The organism is Herbaspirillum sp. 1130 (assembly GCF_017833835.1).
GTDB lineage: Bacteria > Pseudomonadota > Gammaproteobacteria > Burkholderiales > Burkholderiaceae_D > Herbaspirillum > Herbaspirillum huttiense.
The window spans coordinates 370,888-387,569 of sequence record NZ_JAFICQ010000002.1; the positions used below are offsets into that span (position 1 = coordinate 370,888).

The 16,682-nt window shown below is 62.1% G+C and carries 14 protein-coding genes and 1 tRNA gene; 5 read left to right on the forward strand and 10 right to left on the reverse strand.

What is annotated here, in order from left to right:
- Positions 1-14 precede the first annotated feature (14 nt).
- The 6 genes from trmB to JOD78_RS10490 form a co-directional block, all read right to left on the reverse strand.
- Complete coding sequence (gene trmB, locus JOD78_RS10465) at positions 15-734, reverse strand: tRNA (guanosine(46)-N7)-methyltransferase TrmB (protein WP_199725090.1); 720 nt, start codon at positions 732-734, stop codon at positions 15-17.
- 81 nt (positions 735-815) lie between these two features.
- Positions 816-889 (reverse strand) — tRNA-Gly (locus tag JOD78_RS10470).
- 125 nt (positions 890-1,014) lie between these two features.
- Positions 1,015-1,182 carry a hypothetical protein gene (locus JOD78_RS10475; RefSeq protein WP_166675557.1) on the reverse strand — a complete coding sequence of 56 codons (168 nt, stop codon included), beginning with the start codon at positions 1,180-1,182 and terminating at the stop codon, positions 1,015-1,017.
- A gap of 83 nt (positions 1,183-1,265) precedes the next feature.
- Positions 1,266-2,045, reverse strand: coding sequence for a substrate-binding domain-containing protein (locus tag JOD78_RS10480; protein WP_227022648.1), 780 nt, complete (start codon positions 2,043-2,045; stop codon positions 1,266-1,268).
- A 465-nt stretch (positions 2,046-2,510) separates the two neighbouring features.
- Positions 2,511-2,951 carry a hypothetical protein gene (locus tag JOD78_RS10485; protein WP_121042810.1) on the reverse strand — a complete coding sequence of 147 codons (441 nt, stop codon included), beginning with the start codon at positions 2,949-2,951 and terminating at the stop codon, positions 2,511-2,513.
- A gap of 447 nt (positions 2,952-3,398) precedes the next feature.
- The gene (locus JOD78_RS10490) at positions 3,399-4,142 is read right to left on the reverse strand and encodes a hypothetical protein (RefSeq protein ID WP_134135585.1); all 744 of its coding nucleotides are present in this window, start codon (positions 4,140-4,142) and stop codon (positions 3,399-3,401) included.
- Between the two features lie 329 nt (positions 4,143-4,471).
- On the opposite strand from JOD78_RS10490, the gene JOD78_RS10495 reads away from it, so the two are divergent.
- Positions 4,472-5,575 (forward strand): SDR family oxidoreductase, encoded by a 1,104-nt coding sequence (locus JOD78_RS10495; RefSeq protein WP_121042814.1) that lies wholly within the window; start codon positions 4,472-4,474, stop codon positions 5,573-5,575.
- 58 nt (positions 5,576-5,633) lie between these two features.
- Here the strand turns inward: JOD78_RS10495 and JOD78_RS10500 are convergent, their stop codons facing one another.
- Positions 5,634-6,281 (reverse strand): alanyl-tRNA editing protein, encoded by a 648-nt coding sequence (locus JOD78_RS10500; RefSeq protein WP_121043086.1) that lies wholly within the window; start codon positions 6,279-6,281, stop codon positions 5,634-5,636.
- A gap of 177 nt (positions 6,282-6,458) precedes the next feature.
- Between JOD78_RS10500 and JOD78_RS10505 the strand changes: the two genes are divergently transcribed.
- Positions 6,459-7,256: a hypothetical protein gene (locus tag JOD78_RS10505; RefSeq protein WP_121042816.1), complete on the forward strand. Its 798-nt coding sequence runs from the start codon at positions 6,459-6,461 to the stop codon at positions 7,254-7,256.
- Positions 7,257-7,290: 34 nt separating this feature from the next.
- Here the strand turns inward: JOD78_RS10505 and JOD78_RS10510 are convergent, their stop codons facing one another.
- Positions 7,291-10,233 carry an HD domain-containing phosphohydrolase gene (locus JOD78_RS10510; RefSeq protein ID WP_209568118.1) on the reverse strand — a complete coding sequence of 981 codons (2,943 nt, stop codon included), beginning with the start codon at positions 10,231-10,233 and terminating at the stop codon, positions 7,291-7,293.
- A 480-nt stretch (positions 10,234-10,713) separates the two neighbouring features.
- On the opposite strand from JOD78_RS10510, the gene JOD78_RS10515 reads away from it, so the two are divergent.
- Positions 10,714-10,923, forward strand: coding sequence for a cold-shock protein (locus JOD78_RS10515; RefSeq protein WP_006461922.1), 210 nt, complete (start codon positions 10,714-10,716; stop codon positions 10,921-10,923).
- Between the two features lie 530 nt (positions 10,924-11,453).
- Here JOD78_RS10515 and JOD78_RS10520 read toward each other — a convergent pair.
- Positions 11,454-13,457 carry a transketolase gene (locus tag JOD78_RS10520; protein WP_209568116.1) on the reverse strand — a complete coding sequence of 668 codons (2,004 nt, stop codon included), beginning with the start codon at positions 13,455-13,457 and terminating at the stop codon, positions 11,454-11,456.
- A gap of 130 nt (positions 13,458-13,587) precedes the next feature.
- Positions 13,588-14,475, reverse strand: coding sequence for a LysR substrate-binding domain-containing protein (locus JOD78_RS10525; protein WP_121042822.1), 888 nt, complete (start codon positions 14,473-14,475; stop codon positions 13,588-13,590).
- Between the two features lie 284 nt (positions 14,476-14,759).
- Between JOD78_RS10525 and JOD78_RS10530 the strand changes: the two genes are divergently transcribed.
- Complete coding sequence (locus JOD78_RS10530) at positions 14,760-15,509, forward strand: SDR family NAD(P)-dependent oxidoreductase (protein WP_034331897.1); 750 nt, start codon at positions 14,760-14,762, stop codon at positions 15,507-15,509.
- Between the two features lie 79 nt (positions 15,510-15,588).
- Positions 15,589-16,626, forward strand: a complete 1,038-nt coding sequence (locus tag JOD78_RS10535) for a TRAP transporter substrate-binding protein (RefSeq protein WP_209568114.1) — start codon at positions 15,589-15,591, stop codon at positions 16,624-16,626.
- Positions 16,627-16,682 lie beyond the last annotated feature (56 nt).

Consider the following 16,682-nt stretch of genomic DNA (forward strand, 5'->3'; position numbering starts at 1 on the left):
TGCAGCGCGCGTATTCAGGCGCGCTTTTCAAACACCAGATCCCACACGCCGTGACCGAGGCGCAGGCCACGGTTTTCGAACTTGGTGGTATCGCGGTAATCCGGACGCGGCACGTAGCCGGAGGGATCGGTGGCGGTGTTCTTCAGGGTGGGTTCGGCCGACAGGACTTCCAGCATCTGGATGGCATATTCTTCCCAGTCGGTGGCGCAGTGGAGATAGCCGCCGGGGGCCAGGCGCGTGCTGATCAGTTGCACCAGAGGCGACTGGATCAGGCGGCGCTTGTTGTGGCGCGCCTTGTGCCAGGGGTCGGGGAAGAACACGTGCACGCCGGCCAGGGAATCGGGGGCGATCATGTTGGTGAGCACTTCGACGGCATCGTGCTGGATGATGCGCACGTTGTCCAGGTTGCCTTCGCCGATCAGCTTGAGGTAGCTGCCGACGCCGGGGGTATGGACTTCGACGCCGATGAAGTTTTTCTCGGGCATGAGGGCCGAGATCTTGGCGCTGGTTTCGCCCATGCCGAAGCCGATTTCGAGGATGGTCGGAGCCTGGCGGCCGAAGGTGACAGCCAGGTCCAGCGGGGCCTTGTCGTAGGGGACCAGGAAGCGCGGACCCAGTTCTTCCAGCGCGCGTCCTTGCGCGACCGACACGCGCCCGGCGCGGGTGACGAAACTGCGGATGCGGCGCTCGCTGGGATCATAGAACAGCGGCTTGCCGGATTTGTTTTCAGACATGGATGACTCGAAGCAATTGAGGCGCGGCCCGCAAAGTCGCACCGGTCAGGGACGGGCGAACAGGGCCGCAGGGAAGCGATCTGGAGCGGGTGAAGGGGATCGAACCCTCGTCTTAAGCTTGGGAAGCTTCTGCTCTACCATTGAGCTACACCCGCGAGACCGCGTATTTTACGCGGGATTGTCCTGCTCCGGCAAACCGGGCCTTTGGGACAGGAGGAGCCGGGATGGGCGATGGATATTGTCAGCGCGTTGCCACATCCCGGCAAATTCAGTCTCCGGCTTACTTATCCTGCTCTTTGGCCTCCCGCGCCTTCCTCTCCTTGGCATATTTCTCGGACATCTTGCGCCATTGATTCAGTTGCCGAAAATAAGTCCGTTTGACGCTGACCTCCGATAGCGGCTGTATGCCACGAATCGGACTGACGGGCGGGACGCGACGTTCGCTCATGATGCCTGGCTCCTGCTGGGGGATGTTTGTTCGCGGTATCTTACTCCCGGGATGGTCCGGTGTCCTTCGCAAGAACAAATGCGTCAGTCCCCCTCAGGCAACAACCCATGCTCCACCATCGCCCTGCGCGCCGTTTCCTCTCCAAACATGGTCAGAAACGCCCGCCCTGTCGCACCCGATGCAGTGCGCGCCCCCACTGCCCCCACATACACCGTGTAATTCTGAATGTCCGCCGGCAACGGCCCCACCAGCTTCGCCCCCTTGACCAGCAGAATCTCGCTCTGCTGATGCAATGCCAGCGCCGCACTTCCATCCACCAGTTTTTCCGCCACTAGTCCACCAGGCACCAGCACTTCCTTGGCGTGCATCTGACTGGCGATGCCAAGCCGTTCAAACAATTTTTCCAGATAGATGCCGCTCGACCCGCCGGCCTTGGGATCAATCACTGCGACGGAAGGTGCGTCCAGCAAGGCCTTCCTGAATTGCGCCACAGTGGCGATGGCAGGCGAGGGCGCGCCTTGCCTGACCGCCACGGCAATCCCCACCCGTGCAATCGGCCGCTCGCTGGCCAGATTCAGATAGCCGTCCTTGCCCAGTCCGCGCAACACGCCATCCGGTGCCACCACCACATCCGCTGCCGCCCCTGATCGCACACGCTTGTCCACGACGCCGCCCGTGGCGTTGTCTACCGTGACGTGGATGCCGCTGCGCCGCTCGAAGTCGGCGGCCACCGTGCGCACGATGGGCGCGATGGCACCGGCGGCGAGCACCCGGAGTTCGTCCGCACAAGCGGGCAGGGCAACGAAGGAAGAAAAAACGGAAAAGGTCGCAGCGAACAGCAGCGGAAGACGGAACGCACGCACGGTGACTCCAGGTGATGGAATACGGGGGACGGGAAAGTAGCGGCAGAAAAATACGTCGGCACCGATTATACGATGTGGCGTTGTCCCTGTAATTCGGTCTACCTCACATCGTTAATTTATCGAGGCTGCAGCCTGTCTAAACACGCGACGTGGACGGAGTTTCAGGGCCTTGTGCTGATAGCGTTCATCGCTTTGCTCGAAGGAAAAAACCAGATGCATGGGCGCCGTCGGCGCATCGGGCTTTTCATGAAGTCGATGCAATTAAGCTTCATCGTATTTACCAACTACGCTGCCATATCGTTACTCTTTGGCGAGCACCCAGAACGCGCTGAGTAAGCTCAAGGTTAATTTCGTCAACGTGATTGGAAGAGTTACCGTCTCTCAGAGCCGCCGCAATCAAGATTCAATCTCTCCGTGCAGCGATCGTCAACTTTCGATCGGTGCCTGATCGTCTCGGCGGACCGGTCAATTCGCGTTCTTCAGGTTTGGCTCGGTGGACTTCGCCTTGAGCTTTGAACCGAACTCGGCCAAGACATGATCAAGGCGAGACATCGCGTCTTCTCTTAGATGCTCGTCGGTCATTACCGTGGAGTAGACACGCAACTCTACGGTACCCGCCTCGATGATATCTGTAGCAGTGATGAACGCCCATCTGTCTGACTGCTGCCGGTAACCGATGTACAACACATCTCGACCTCTAAGCTCTTTCAATCCCCCCGCCGCACCGTATCGCGACAGACCACTGGCTTTCATCGCCGAGTCAAGCCCATCCACCAGGTCGCCATAGCGACTTGGATCCAGACGGATCTGGGCAAGGTGCGTAGGTAACTTCGTTTCTTGAGAGCAGCCGCTCATGGCCGCGGACAACAGCAGGGCGGCTCCAAGGAAAAACTTGCCAGTACTCATGCCGCATCCTCCCTTTCAAGTGCGGTTCAGTATGTCATGCTGAGACCATGAAAGGGTAAACCAGAACGTGCTCCACCAAATTACGGAATGCCGCGAAGGAAGACTTAAGAAACCGCCCTCTGTGTTCAACTATGCGTGTATGCCCTTACGCGCATTGATCGAGGTGAAAAGGATGTTATCCCTTTGCATCCTGTCGATGTGAACTCACTGGCGAATACGTAGATACTTGCCTCTGTTGGTAACTGCTCTTCGATTGCCTCGAATTCATATACACCGGTAGAAACGGGTATAAAAGGAAGCTGCCGTTCCGCCACCAACTCATTTTCATTGTTCTTATCATGATGGTGGATCAGCCGAATGCTATGTTAGCTTCAAACACTCAAGAGGACGGTGGGAGCGCTTATTCACCCTCCCCAGTAAATTTTTTCCGTCCATCTGGGTCATCGCTCAACTACCACCATGACCATCTGCTACTAAAGGCTGTCTTGACACCGCCCCCGCATCCCAATCCCCAAACGCCCGTGACCGCATCCCCGCATCCACCAGATAAGCCTTGACCAGCTTCAACAACACCAGCCCCGCCGCGAACAGCATCACCATCAACGCCACCAGCACCGCCGCCTCGCCCCACGCCGACAGACCCGGAGAGGCCCACGGCCAGCGCACCTGCCTGGCCTGCGCCGAGCGGATCGCCGCAAAGCACAGCCATCCCAGCATCGGCACAAACGGCAGCACCGCACGCCAGCGCAAGGACATGGGCCCGCAGAACACCAGCCAATAGCTGAAGAGGCCCAGCGGCAGCACCCCATGGCGCAAGGCACTCACCAGCGCCCCCGGCGCATCCCCGCGTTGACCGTGGACCATTCCGGTGTCCGACAACGCCGCCAGGAAAACGCACACGATCAGCGTCGCCAGCATCGTCGATTTCCGCGGCGAATCAGGGAACCCGCGGCGCTCGCGCACCCGCAGATGCGCAAAGCATCCGCCACAGAGCAGCGCCGTCAGCAACGTCGTGCAGGCGGTGTAGGTGGACAGCGAACGCGCCGCCAGCGTGGCCACCAGCAGCAGCACGCTGGCAGCGACGATGCCGCCTTCCATCCCCAGCCGCACGCGGCGATGGATGGGGAGCACATGGACGTGCTCCGTCACGGCCGACGACCTGGGAAGGAGAAGCGCGGGCGCAAGCGGCATGAGGAAACTCCTCGTTGCCATGAAGTGGCGGTCAGGTGGGGGAGGGAAATCAGGCGGGGCAACATCCATCGAATTCTAATGGCCTCACTCGCAAAAGAAATCAGTCCGTTTGGACTGAAATGCCTGATGCAGGATGTAAATTTTTTACTGCTGGAATCGGTACGCCAGCGCACCCAGTCCATTTGGACTGGTTCAATTTCGTGATCGTCTCACTTATAATTTTTTGCCCCATTTTCAGGGGAAGTGGCACGGGTTCGCGCCCTCATTTCACCGGCCGGCATGGGGGCTTGCCGGTCCTTGCTTCCTTATCTGTGGAACTCTCATCGTCTATGTTGTTGCTCACCGGAAGTACCGGATTCATCGGCGGCGCGCTGGCCGCTCGCCTCATCCGCACGCCGCGCTGGGAGCGCTCGCTGTTCCTGGTCAGGTCGGCCAATCGCAACGAAGGGCGCGCGCGCCTGGCGGCCAACCTGCGCCTGCACGGCGTGAGCGAGGACGAACTGCAGCGCCTGTCGCCTGACCAGATCCTGTGCGGCGACCTCACCGGGGTGGAGCGCTGGATCGATGATCCGCGCCTGCTGCAGGTCAGCGATGTGGTGAACTCGGCGGCTCTGGCCTCCTTCGGCAGTCATCGTTCCATCTTCCCCACCAACGTCGACGGCGTGCTCGCCATGGCGCACGGCCTCTCGCGCGGACGCCCGCTGCGGCGCTTCATACAGATCGGGACAGGGATGTCCTGCGGACGCAATGCGCCGCGCCCGGTGTCGGAAGACTACTCTCCCGCCGATGACGTCGAGCACTACCTCGACTACACCGCCAGCAAGTACCAGGCCGAACAACGCCTGCGCACCGAACTGCCCGAGTTGCCGCTGGTCATCGCGCGGCCGTCCATCGTGGTCGGCCATACCGAACTCGGATGCGCCGCCTCGGGCAGCATCTACTGGGTCTTCCGCCTGGCGCGCGCCTTGCAGGCCTTCCCCTGCGAGCTGGACCAGAAGATCGACGTGATCCCGGTGGACTATTGCGCCGAAGCCCTGCACCTGCTGCTGGAAAAACCGACCCTGAAATACGCGGCCTACAACATCTCGTCCGGCCCCAGTCACGCCTGCACCTTCGGCGAAATCGATGAAGCCATCAGCGTCGGCACCGGTGAGGAAAAGATGTCACGCTACCGCCAGACCCACTACGACAGCTTCCTGCAGATGCAGGACCGTTTCAAGGACCTGATCGGTCCCTGCAACAAGCGCATCGTGTTGAAGGCGATTCGTTCGTATGGCTATTTTGCGGCGGAGGAAGTGCTGTTCGACAACCAGCGCCTGATCGAGGAGGGCATGCGGCCACCGCAGCCGCTCACCGATTACGTGACCCTGTGCGAACGCACCAGCAAGGATATCCTCATTGCGCAGCAGATGAAGTACGACTACAAGACCTGAGCCTTCCGCTCAGTCGTCGTCCTCAAGCGAGGCGAAAAATTCCCCAGGCTCAGCGGCATCACGCGGGCGCATCGAGCAGGATCTCGATGCGTTCCTTGCCGCGTCCGGTGTTCTTGCGTTTGAGTCGCAGTGTTCCCACTTCGGCGGTGGTGCGCGGATGCGTGCCGCCGCAGGCCATGCGCGCAAATCCTTCCACTTCCCAATAACGCCGGCCGGCGGCTTCATCGCTGAATGCGGTGACGATGGGTAATCCCGCCGCCACCAGCTCCTGCGCCGCCGCCTCGATGGCGGGGAACAGCGGTGCCAGGCTGGTGTCGCTGGCGAAGTCCACGCGCGCCTTGTCCATGGCGATGTGTGCGCCGATGCGTTCGATCCCCGGCCGCATCTGATAGACCAGCTGCAACACCATCTCGGCCGCGAAGTGCAGGCGCATCAGGCGATAGCGGCGTGCCCAGTCAATCTGCAGGTGAACCGCATCACCGACCCGCAGGCCATGTCCGGGTGGCAGCGTGTAGACGATGGTCTGGTCGCGCTTCTCGGCCTGCAGCACGGGATGGCCGCCCAGCGTGCCGGCATCGCTCTCCTGGCCACCGGAGAAGGCGAAGAAGATGGTCTGCGCGATTTGTACCTGATCACCATCGACTGCCGTAACGGTCGTGTCGAGTTCAGTCTGATAGGGGGCGGACCAGAAAAGTTTGTACGTCATGATGTACAGATAAAAGAAAAAACAGGACAGAGAACAGGACAGGAAAAAGGACGGGATGAAGCGAAACAATTCGTCGAGATACGACGCTGGTAACGTCCCGAACGCTGAACCCGGTGAGCAATCCCCAGTCTACAGGCTGCTGCGTCCTAGCGCAGCCCAATCCAAGGAGAACTCCCCATGTCATTGCACGAAGATTATATTTTTCCGCTGCAGGCGCATCTGGCGCAGCCAGACTGGCCTGCGCTGGAGCAGGCATTGCTCGCGCAGGGTTTCATCATTCCACCGCGCGGTGAGGACGTGCCCGGCCCTGCGCTGCAGGACTTGCTCCATCTTTTATGCAGAGCACTCGATTGCGGATTTCAATGGAAAGAGAATATCCGCACCACGGGCGATGTCTTGCGTTGCTATGTGGAATCGGCCGACCTGCCTGCAGGTTTCCCCACGCCTGATGATCTGACCATGGCCGAAACCTTGGCGCTGCTGGCCAGGCATGGCATCGTCATCAAAGACCCTTACGAGAACAAAGTAGTCACCTGGTCCAGTCCCATGTATAGCCTCGGTCCGGCCACACTGGCACTGCTGAGTGCCAACTGCATGTCCGACTACGAGCGCGAGAGGTACAGATTCAGCCTGAGCCTGGAAGCCTGCGATGGACCCAATCCCATGGTGCATGTGGGTGAAAACCTGGAAATTCCCCGCGTGCCGGGCAGCGAGGAGCTGCTCAAGGAGATGTCCCCCTTCGGTTCGCATGTCGATTTCCTCGGTGCTGCCTGGGAAGATCCCGCCGTGCAATGGCATGACGAACGATCCGGCCGCAGCTATCGCATCCTGGAACTGGACTGGCAATACAGCATGGCCCTGGGATTCCGGATGGTGCGTTTGAAGGGCTTCGACCAGGACAGCACCCTGCGCCTGGCGGCGGTGGTGGCCGAACTGGCCGGTGAACCCATGGGGGCCAGCCACTTGTGGCTGTGAATTCCCCCAGAGGCGTTGGCCATCGTGACTGTCGTCATGCTGTCTGCGGCCTGTCTTCCAGCAAGTCTTCAATCGCCGCAATATCCACCGCATCGCGCTGCCCCGGCCGCAGCAATTCATCCGCATAAGTCCGCCACAAGCCACTGTGCAGGAAGTAGCGGAACAACTCCGTATCCAGATGCTGTTCCCGGCACATCCTGGCCATGATGCGCAGCGATTCCGACAAGGTCTTGGCCGGCTTGTACGGACGGTCCGCCGCCGTGAGTGCTTCGAACACATCGGCCAGCGCCATCACCCTGTCCTGCAAGGGCAGCCCGGATGCGTGCAGGCGGCGCGGATAGCCGGTGCCATCCATTTTCTCGTGGTGATTGGCGGCGGTATCGGGCACGCTCTTGAGCGAATCCGGCCACGGCAGGCTCTTCAACATCACCAGCGTCTGCACGATGTGATTGTTGATGGCGAAGCGGTCTTCTTCGGTCAGCGTGCCGCGCCGCACGGTCAGGTTGTGCAGCTCGCCCATGTTCTGCCGGACCTGCGGCAGCTGCATGTCGAAGCCCAGCACATTGCGCGGGTCGCCGCGTTCAACCGGCGGCCGGTGTCCTTCTTCCCAGGCGACCTTGTGTTCCGGCTTGTCGGCCAGCAAGGTCTCGGTGCAGGGCAGTTCCTGCTGCATCTGTCCACCACGCGCCGCGGCGAGCCGCCGGCTTTCTTCATCGGCCAGGCCCAGGCTGTCATCGAAATGGCGCTGCCAGGTCTGCATGGCGATCTGGCGCAGCCGTGCGATGGCGTCGTCCGACATGGCTTCGCCCCCGACATTGCATTGCGCGACAAAGGCAAAGTCCTCGCGCAGCTGATGCCGGCGGCGCTCCAGCTCTGCGCGCCAGGATTCGGCCCGGGCTGCAGGCAAGGTAGCGTAGAGCTCGCGCAGCAGATCCAGTTCGGCATCGCGCCACAGCACTTCAAAACGCATGCGCACTTCGTGGATGCGGTTGTGGATCACCTCCAGCTTGGTCGCCTTGTCGACGATGTGTTCGGGACTGGTGACCTTGCCGCAGTCATGCAGCAGCGCCGCCAGCTGGAAGGCATAGCGCTGGTCCTCGTTGAGGGTGAAGCCGGCGTAGCGGCCTTCACTTTCCTGCGCCAGGCGGTCGACCAGCTGGATGGCCAGGTGCGGTACGCGTTCGCAGTGGCCGCCGGTATAAGGACTCTTGGCGTCGATGGCGTCGGCCATCAGGCGGATCAGGGATTCCAGCAGGGCCTTCTGCGCAGCGATCAGCTGGCGCGTCTCGATGGCCACCGCCAGCATGCCCGACAGACGCCGCGCAAAGGCCAGGAAGCGCGGATCCTCATGCACGCTGTCATGGGCATGCATCAGCACCAGCAAACCTTCGAGTGAACCGTTGCGGCCGCGCAGATCCAGTTCCACGCGCATGCGGCCATCGTCGGTCGCGCGTGCGGCGATGGTGTCGGCAGCGCCTGTACCTGTGCCTTGTGCGTCATACGCCATGCTGTCAGTCAATCCGCATTGCTGGCCGTAGGCCGCCGCGCGCTGCATCTGGCCGTCTTCGCGCTGCCACAGATAGACGGCACCGCCGTCGCAGCGCGTGGCCTGCACGAATTTCTCCAGCACCTGCTGCAGCATCTCCTCGACATGCGTTTCGGTACTGAGGATGGCGCTGATGTCGAGGAAGGCTTCCACCGTCAGGCTCACGTGGTCCACCATGTCGGTGAGCATGTTGATTTCGCGCAGGGTACTGCGCCGACGGTCCTGCGTGCGGAAGTCGAAACGCGACATGCGTCCGGCCCGCACCGCCAGCCGCTCCATGCTGCGTCCGATGGCGCGCCCGGCCCACCAGCCCAGCGGCAGGAACGCCAGCACCACCAGGAAGGCCACCAGCACCAGGGTCTTGCGATTGCGGTCGAGCTGGCCCAGCAGTTCGTCGCCGGGCGCGGCAATGAGCAGCCTCAGTGCATGGCCATCGATGACGTCGAAGGGCAGCGACAAGCCCAGCCACTCACGCCCGTTCACGCTGTAGAGTGCGCTGGTCTCGCCGGCCAGCGCACGTGCGGAGAGACGTGACAGGCTCGGGACTTCCAGATCCTTGAGACTGCGGAAACGGAAACTCTCGCCCTCCTGTTCCAGTACGCGCGCCATGTCGCTGTAGGCGATCACGCGCTGGTGTTCGTCCACCAGTGCCAGTTCGCTGTTGGGCGTCAGGCGCAGGTTGCCGAGGCTGGCGGCGAGGTCGTCCAGCGTCATGTCGATGGCGACCACGGCCTCGCCGTCGCGCGCACGCTGCGAGAGGCTGATGCCGATCTGGCGCGTGGTGAAGAAGACGTAAGGGGCCGAGATGGAGGGGATGAGCGAGCGGTCCGCCGTGGCATACCAGGTGCGCGTGCGTGGATCGAAGAGATAGTCCGCCTCATCGCGCAGGGCCAGCAGTTTCAGTTCGGCATCATAGAAACGGTATTGCCCGTGCTGCGTGCCATCGGCATCGCGCACGATGCTTTGTACCAGGAAGGCCGATGCCGCCGGTGCCGAGAAGAAGGCGCGCTGGTCGGCACCGCGCAGCGAGCGGACCAGCAGGAAGTCGCCATTGGGGTAGCCCACGTAGACTGCCGACACCAGCGGATTGGCGACCAGGTCGATGGAGAAGGCGGCGATGCGCGTGAGACGCTCATCAAGTTGCGTGGCTTGCGTGATCGGATCGAAGGCCAGCTGGCGCAGCGTAGCCACGGCCGGATCGATGATGCGGCGCGAGCGTTCGGTCATGATGCGCCCGGCATCCTCGGCTGAGCGCTCGGCCATGTCCAGCAGCACTTGGCGCGCGCCCCACCAGCCTACCGAGACCAGCACCACGGCCAGCAGAACCATGCCCGCCATCACCAGGGCGGAAATGCCGAAGCGTACCGGCAAGCCAGGCACGGTGGCATCGTCGTCGGACGGATCAAACAAGGGGCGTTCGGGAAGGGGCATCGAGCACGCAGTGACTGGGTGACATGCAAGGGAACCCGCGATGCCATCAGCGCCGCCCACCTCCGGCGCATAACGGGACACGGCCTCTTTTTTCTTCGGGCCAATATACCGGAATTACGTTGGGCCAGCAAAAAGCGGTCAAGTCGCTGTCGGCGGCAATGCCGGGCGTCTTGATCGCGTGACGCTCCTTGCCGGTGGCGACGCAGTAGTCGGGCGGAGCGGCCCTGCCGGGGCGGCCAAGCGGGCGATGCCTACAGAAAAACCACACATTTATCAACAGATACCTGCAAGATGTCGCATGTGGTGTACAATACGACCTGTACTTGCATCAAGTTGTATTCTTGTTGGTTCCAATTCCGCCTGACTGTCGTTCCCTCCTCGGTCGTTCTGTTTTCTTTCCTTCGGTTTCAGTTCTTGGTTTCAAGTGCCTATTCAGGCATCTGCCTTCATTCGTCCCAAACTTTTCCAAAGGAAACAAACATGAGCACTCAAACCGGCGTAGTCAAATGGTTCAACGATGCCAAGGGCTTCGGCTTCATCACTCCTGATGCTGGCGGCGCTGACGTCTTCGCGCACTTCCAGGACATCCAGTCCAACGGCTTCCGCAGCCTGTCGGAAAACCAGCGCGTGTCCTTCGACCGCGGTGTCGGCCCCAAGGGTGAAAAGGCCACCAACATCAAGGTCATCTAAGACCAAGATTTTCGCGCAAGCGAAGCAGAACATCCTCGCTGACCGCGCCTGAACGCCTTCGGAATTCCATACGCTCCAGAGGCCAGGCCGGCAGACTCCGCAGTCCTTTCATGTCGGCGCGATTTTGTCGCAGACTCTCACCTGGCAGATAGCCAGGGAGGGCCGGTACCGAAGGTCAGGGCAGCGCAGGACGTCGTTCCTGCCAGAGACTCAGCTGTGGCCGTGCAGATAGCGCGGGCAGGTGAACCACGAAGGCAGGAGCGCGTCAGTCACGGCGCAAGCCGTGTAGCAAATAGTTAATTAATCGCTCGTAGAGCGTGACACCGGCCCGCACCAACGGCGGCCTCCGGACCACAACACGAACACCTGGATTGAGTCCAGCACCGGCCAGATAGGCCGGGCAGGACACCTTCGCAGCACCTGGCAGATCGCCAGGGTCATGAGGGAATCCAGCGTTAATCAATGAACGGCCCATCTGGTTTCAGATGGGCTTTTTGCGTTCTGGCACCGATATAAATCATATAAATGGTTTATGTCGTCTGGCTGTGCGGACTGTCCAGCAGCTGCAAAGCCTGCGCCACCACCGCCTCCGGCGTGATCCCGAAATGCCGGTACAGCACATCCGCTGGCCCCGGCGCACCGAAGCCCGCCATGCCCACGAAGCCGCCGCGCGCGCCCAGATAGCGATCCCAGCCAAAGCGCACCGCCGCTTCCACCCCCACCCGGACCGTGTCCTCGCCCAGTACGGCGTCGCGATAGCGGCTGTCCTGCTGGTCGAACAATTCCCAGCACGGCAGCGATACCACGGCAGTGGCCACGCCCCGCGCTTCCAGCAGGTCGCGCGCAGCACAAGCGATGGCCACCTCCGAACCGGTGGCCAGCAAGCTCACCTGGCGCGGACCGCATTGCGCCTCTTCCAGCACATATCCCCCGCGCGCACTGAGATTGCTCACCTCGAAGCGCTTGCGCACCGGCGGCAGGCTCTGTCGTGCGAAGACCAGACTGACCGGTCCGCTGCGGTGTTGCATGGCGACTTCCCAGCATTCCACCGCCTCGCTGGCATCGGCCGGACGCATCACCAGCATGTTGGGCATGGCACGCAGCGAGGCCAGGATTTCCACCGGCTGGTGTGTCGGCCCGTTCTTGCCGATGCCGATGGAGTCGTGACTGAACACGAATTTCACCGGCAAGCCCATCAGCGCAGCCATGCGCATGGCCGGGCGTTCATAGTCCGAGAAAGCCAGATAGGTCACGGCCAGCGGAATCACGCCGCCATGCGCGGCCATGCCATTGGCCATCGCACCCATCACGTGTTCGCGCACACCGCAGTGCACGTAGGCACCGCTGCGGTCGCTGGCGGTGAAGGCCTTGAGCGAACCCTTGTGCGCCGTGGGCGCTTCAAGATCGGCGCAGCCCACCATGCGTTCCGGAATCACCTCGGCCAGCAGCTGATTGAGCGCGGCCGAGATCAGGATGCCACCCTGCGCCCGCGCAGGCTCGTGCGCGCTACGCTTGAATTGCAGCAACACCTCCTGCCATCCATCGGGCAAGTCACCCCGCAGGACACGTTCGAATTCGGCGCGCTGCGTGGGCGGCAGGGCCTGCAGGCGCTGATGCCAGGCAGCATGTTCATCGCGATTGCGTTGGCCGAAGTTGCGCCACGGCGCAAGGATGTCCTGCGGGATCTCGAAGGGCGCATGCGGCCATTGCAGCAGATCGCGTGCGGCTTGTGCATCCTCCGCATGGAGCCGTGCGCTGTGGCCGCCGCGCTGGCCCTGCACGCGCGGGATGCCGCGGCCGATGATGGTGCGGCAGGCGATCATCGAGGGACGGTCCGAGGCGCGTGCGGCATCGAGTGCGCGCGAGACTGCCTCGATGTCATGCCCGTCCACCTCCACCACGTGCCAGCCGGCCACGCGGAAACGTTCGGGCACGTTCTCGCTGATGGAGAGTTCGGTGGCGCCGTCATCGGTGATCTGGTTGTCGTCCCACAGCAGGGTCAGTTTGGCGAGGCGCAGATGGCCGGCCAGGGAAATCATTTCCTGTCCGATGCCTTCCTGCAGACAGCCATCGCCGACGAAGGCGTAGGTGCGATGATTGACGAGGCCATCGCCGAAGCGCGCATTCAGGTAAGCCTCGGCCACGGCCAAGCCGAAGGCATTGGCGATGCCCTGGCCGAGCGGACCGGTGGTCACTTCGATGCCGAGTTGCGGATCGTATTCCGGATGGCCGGCACAGTGCGAACCGAATTCACGGAAGTTGCGCACCTGCTCCAGCGTGATGTGTTCGTAGCCGGTGAGGTAGAGCAGGCTGTAGAGCAGCATCGAGCCATGGCCATTGGAGAGCACCACGCGGTCGCGGTCCGGCCAGGTCGGATCGGCCGCATGAAAGCGCAGGTGGCGGGCGTAGAGGGCGGTGGCGATCTCGGCCATGCCCAGCGGCACGCCTTGATGGCCTTCAGTGGCGCGCACGATGGCGTCGATGGAAAGAAAGCGGATGGCATGCGCCAGCGGCTGCAGGGGATGTGGGGTCATGACAGCAAGACGCATCTGCCCGGCAGAACAGGGCGATGCGTCAGTCTCCGTTGTAATGGTGGAGACTTATTCTTGGCGGTCGGTACGGGTGCAGGCAAGCGATGAAAATTCAGGCTTGGCTGAATTGGCGTCAAGTAGACGCAAGTTTCCCGCTCTCTTCACGCAACCACTGCAGGAACAACACCACCTCCGGCCGCGACTTGTTGCGTGCCGGACAAACCGCAAAGTGCTGCGTGATCTCCAGCGCCATGCCATTCGCAAACACCGGCTGCAGCCGTCCGCTGGCCAGATGCCCGGCACCGAAGGCATCGCTCTCGAAGACCACGCCCAATCCCTGTACCGCTGCTTCGATGCTCATCATGGCGCGGTCGAAGCGCAGGGCGATGCGTTCCGGACGCAGGTCCGGCGCATAGCGGGCAAACCATTCCGGCCATTGCAGCAGGCTGCCGCGCGACTGGATCAGCGGGGCCAGCACCAGGTCTTCCGGGGTCTCGATGCGATGGCGCGCGAGAAAATCGGGACTGGCCATCGGGATCACCTGCTCCGACAACACCGGTTCGATTTCCAGATCCGGCCAGTGCGGTACGCCGCAGCGGATGTCCAGATCCACCTGCCCGATCTCGAAATCGGAAATTTCCGGCGAGGCCGACAAGCCGAAGGCGATCTCCGGATAGCGCTGCGTAAAGCGTCCGATGCGCGGCATCAGCCACAGGCTCGCGAAGCTGGGGCTGGAATGGATCTGCAGCGAATTTTCCACGCCATGCCGCAAATCGTCGGTGGCCGAATTGATCGCCCCGAGCGCACCGGCCACGCGGTTGAGATAGCTCTGTCCTGCCGGCGTGAGCTCCACACCCTTGGTGGAACGCTCGAACAGGCGCAGCCCCAGCAGCTTTTCCAGACGCGCCACCTGGTGGCTGATGGCCGACGGCGTGAGATGCAATTCAGCCGCCGCAAGATTGAAACTCTTGCGGCGTGCGATCGCTTCGAAGGCCATCAGAGAGGTCAGTGGAGGAATCATGGTGTCTCGGTTTTTGGTCTTGTGAACGTTTCTGCTGCGTTACGGCATGCGCGGGCGCGGGCTCGCGGCCGATTTTAGCGCATCGATCCGGCAGATGAAGCTTCGTCACATTTTCATGACAAAGCATCACTTGTCGCAGCCGGATGAAAGTTCGAAGATCGCCGCCAGAACAACAGGGAGACATCCGTCCATGCGCGCTATCTGGCGCGGCATCCGCTCGCAGGAGGACTGCGCGGAGGTCTTCACCGTTGCTCATTCGCATGCCACTTTCAGGAGACCACACCATGCTGCTCAAGAACAAAGTTGCCGTCATTACCGGCGGTGCCGGGCTCAACGGCCTGGGATTTTCCACCGCGCGCCTGATGGCTGCGCAAGGCGCGCGCGTCGTCATCCTCGACCTTGAACGCGCCGAGCCTTCCACCGCTGCGGCCCGTCTGGGCGAGGGCCATCTCGGCCTGGTGGCCGACGTCACCGACAAGGCCTCCTGCGAGGCCGCAGCGCAAGCGATCCTGCAGCAGTTCGGCCGCATCGACATTCTGGTCAACAATGCCGGCATCACCCAGCCCGCCAAATTCCTCGACATCAGCGGCAAGGACTATGACCGCATCCTCGATGTCAGCCTGCGCGGCACGCTCTACATGTCGCAGGCAGTGCTGCCGGCCATGCGCGCGCAGCAGGGCGGTTCCATCGTCTGCATCTCCTCGGTCTCGGCCCAGCGCGGTGGCGGCATCCTGGGCGGTCCGCATTATTCGGCGGCCAAGGCCGGCGTGCTGGGTCTGGCGCGGGCCATGGCGCGCGAGTTCGGACCGGACGGCATTCGTGTCAATTGCGTCACGCCCGGCCTCATCTCGACCGACATCAACAAGGATATCCTCAGTGCCGAGAAGAAAGCCGAGATCGCCCAGACCATTCCCCTGGGCCGCCTGGGCGGGCCGGATGACGTGGGCGGCGTCTGCGTGTTCCTGGCCAGCGACCTGTCGCAGTACTGCACCGGCATCACGCTGGATGTCAACGGCGGCATGCTGATCCATTGAGTTGTTCACGCGCCGCTCGGTCGTGTGGCCCGGCGCGGTTTCATCGATTCCCACCATAAAAAATGCCAGGAGACAAAAGATGAAAGACGAGATCGCATCAAAGAAGCTGAGCCGCCGCCAGATCCTGAAGGCAGGCGCTGTCGGCGCTGCACTGCCGCTGTTTTCCATCCTCACGCGGCCCGCCAATGCGGCCGAGTTTACTTATAAATTCGCCACCGGCCAGGATCCTTCGCACCCGGTCAACAAGCGCGCGCAGGAAGCCATCGACCGCATCCGCAACGCCACCAACGGGCGCATGGAGATCAAGCTGTTTCCGGCCAACCAGCTGGGTTCCGATACCGACCTGATGTCGCAGATCCGCAATGGCGGGGTGGAATTCTTCAACCAGGCCAATACCGTGCTCTCCACGCTGGTGCCGGCCGCCGGTATCGTCAATACCGGTTTTGCCTTCCAGGATTACGCGGCCGTGTGGAAGGCCATGGACGGCCCGCTGGGCGCGCACGTGCGCGCGCAGATCGAGAAGGTGGGACTGCTGACCATGTCCAAGCCATGGGACAACGGCTTCCGCCAGATCACCACCTCGACCAAGGCGATCAGGAGTGCCGCCGACGTCAAGGGCCTGAAGCTGCGCGTGCCGGCAGCACCGATGCTGACCTCGCTGTTTTCGGCACTGGGCGCGAGTCCCACGCCGATCAATTTCAACGAGGTCTATTCGTCGCTGCAGACCAAGCTGGTGGAAGGGCAGGAAAATCCGCTGGCCATCATCAGCACCGCACGGCTTTACGAAGTGCAGAAGTTCTGCACGCTCTCCAATCACGTCTGGGACGCCTACTGGATTCTCGGCAACCGCCGCGCCTTCGACAAGCTGCCCAAGGACATCCAGGAGATCGTCCGCCGCGAACTCGATCAGGCCGCCACCGATGAGCGCGCCGACATCGCCAGCTTCTCCGGCATGGCCCGCAATGACCTGGCCGGCAAGGGTTTGCAGATCGTCGATGCGGACAAGGAGTCCTTCAAGCAGGCGCTGGCACAGGCCAATTTCTACAAGGACATGCGCGCCAGGTTTGGCGAGGAGGCGTGGAAGCTGCTGGAATCCAGCGTCGGCACACTGGGCTGAGGAGCTGCATCAGAACTCCGCAGAGGGAATACGTAATTCAGAATACAAAATATAGA

Coding starts and splice junctions, on each gene's coding strand:
- trmB (WP_199725090.1), bottom strand. CDS start 734: ATGTCTGAAAACAAATCCGGCAAGCCGCTGTTCTATGATCCCAGCGAG.
- JOD78_RS10475 (WP_166675557.1), bottom strand. CDS start 1,182: ATGAGCGAACGTCGCGTCCCGCCCGTCAGTCCGATTCGTGGCATACAG.
- JOD78_RS10485 (WP_121042810.1), bottom strand. CDS start 2,951: ATGAGTACTGGCAAGTTTTTCCTTGGAGCCGCCCTGCTGTTGTCCGCG.
- JOD78_RS10490 (WP_134135585.1), bottom strand. CDS start 4,142: ATGCCGCTTGCGCCCGCGCTTCTCCTTCCCAGGTCGTCGGCCGTGACG.
- JOD78_RS10495 (WP_121042814.1), top strand. CDS start 4,472: ATGTTGTTGCTCACCGGAAGTACCGGATTCATCGGCGGCGCGCTGGCC.
- JOD78_RS10500 (WP_121043086.1), bottom strand. CDS start 6,281: ATGACGTACAAACTTTTCTGGTCCGCCCCCTATCAGACTGAACTCGAC.
- JOD78_RS10505 (WP_121042816.1), top strand. CDS start 6,459: ATGTCATTGCACGAAGATTATATTTTTCCGCTGCAGGCGCATCTGGCG.
- JOD78_RS10510 (WP_209568118.1), bottom strand. CDS start 10,233: ATGCCCCTTCCCGAACGCCCCTTGTTTGATCCGTCCGACGACGATGCC.
- JOD78_RS10515 (WP_006461922.1), top strand. CDS start 10,714: ATGAGCACTCAAACCGGCGTAGTCAAATGGTTCAACGATGCCAAGGGC.
- JOD78_RS10520 (WP_209568116.1), bottom strand. CDS start 13,457: ATGACCCCACATCCCCTGCAGCCGCTGGCGCATGCCATCCGCTTTCTT.
- JOD78_RS10525 (WP_121042822.1), bottom strand. CDS start 14,475: ATGATTCCTCCACTGACCTCTCTGATGGCCTTCGAAGCGATCGCACGC.
- JOD78_RS10530 (WP_034331897.1), top strand. CDS start 14,760: ATGCTGCTCAAGAACAAAGTTGCCGTCATTACCGGCGGTGCCGGGCTC.
- JOD78_RS10535 (WP_209568114.1), top strand. CDS start 15,589: ATGAAAGACGAGATCGCATCAAAGAAGCTGAGCCGCCGCCAGATCCTG.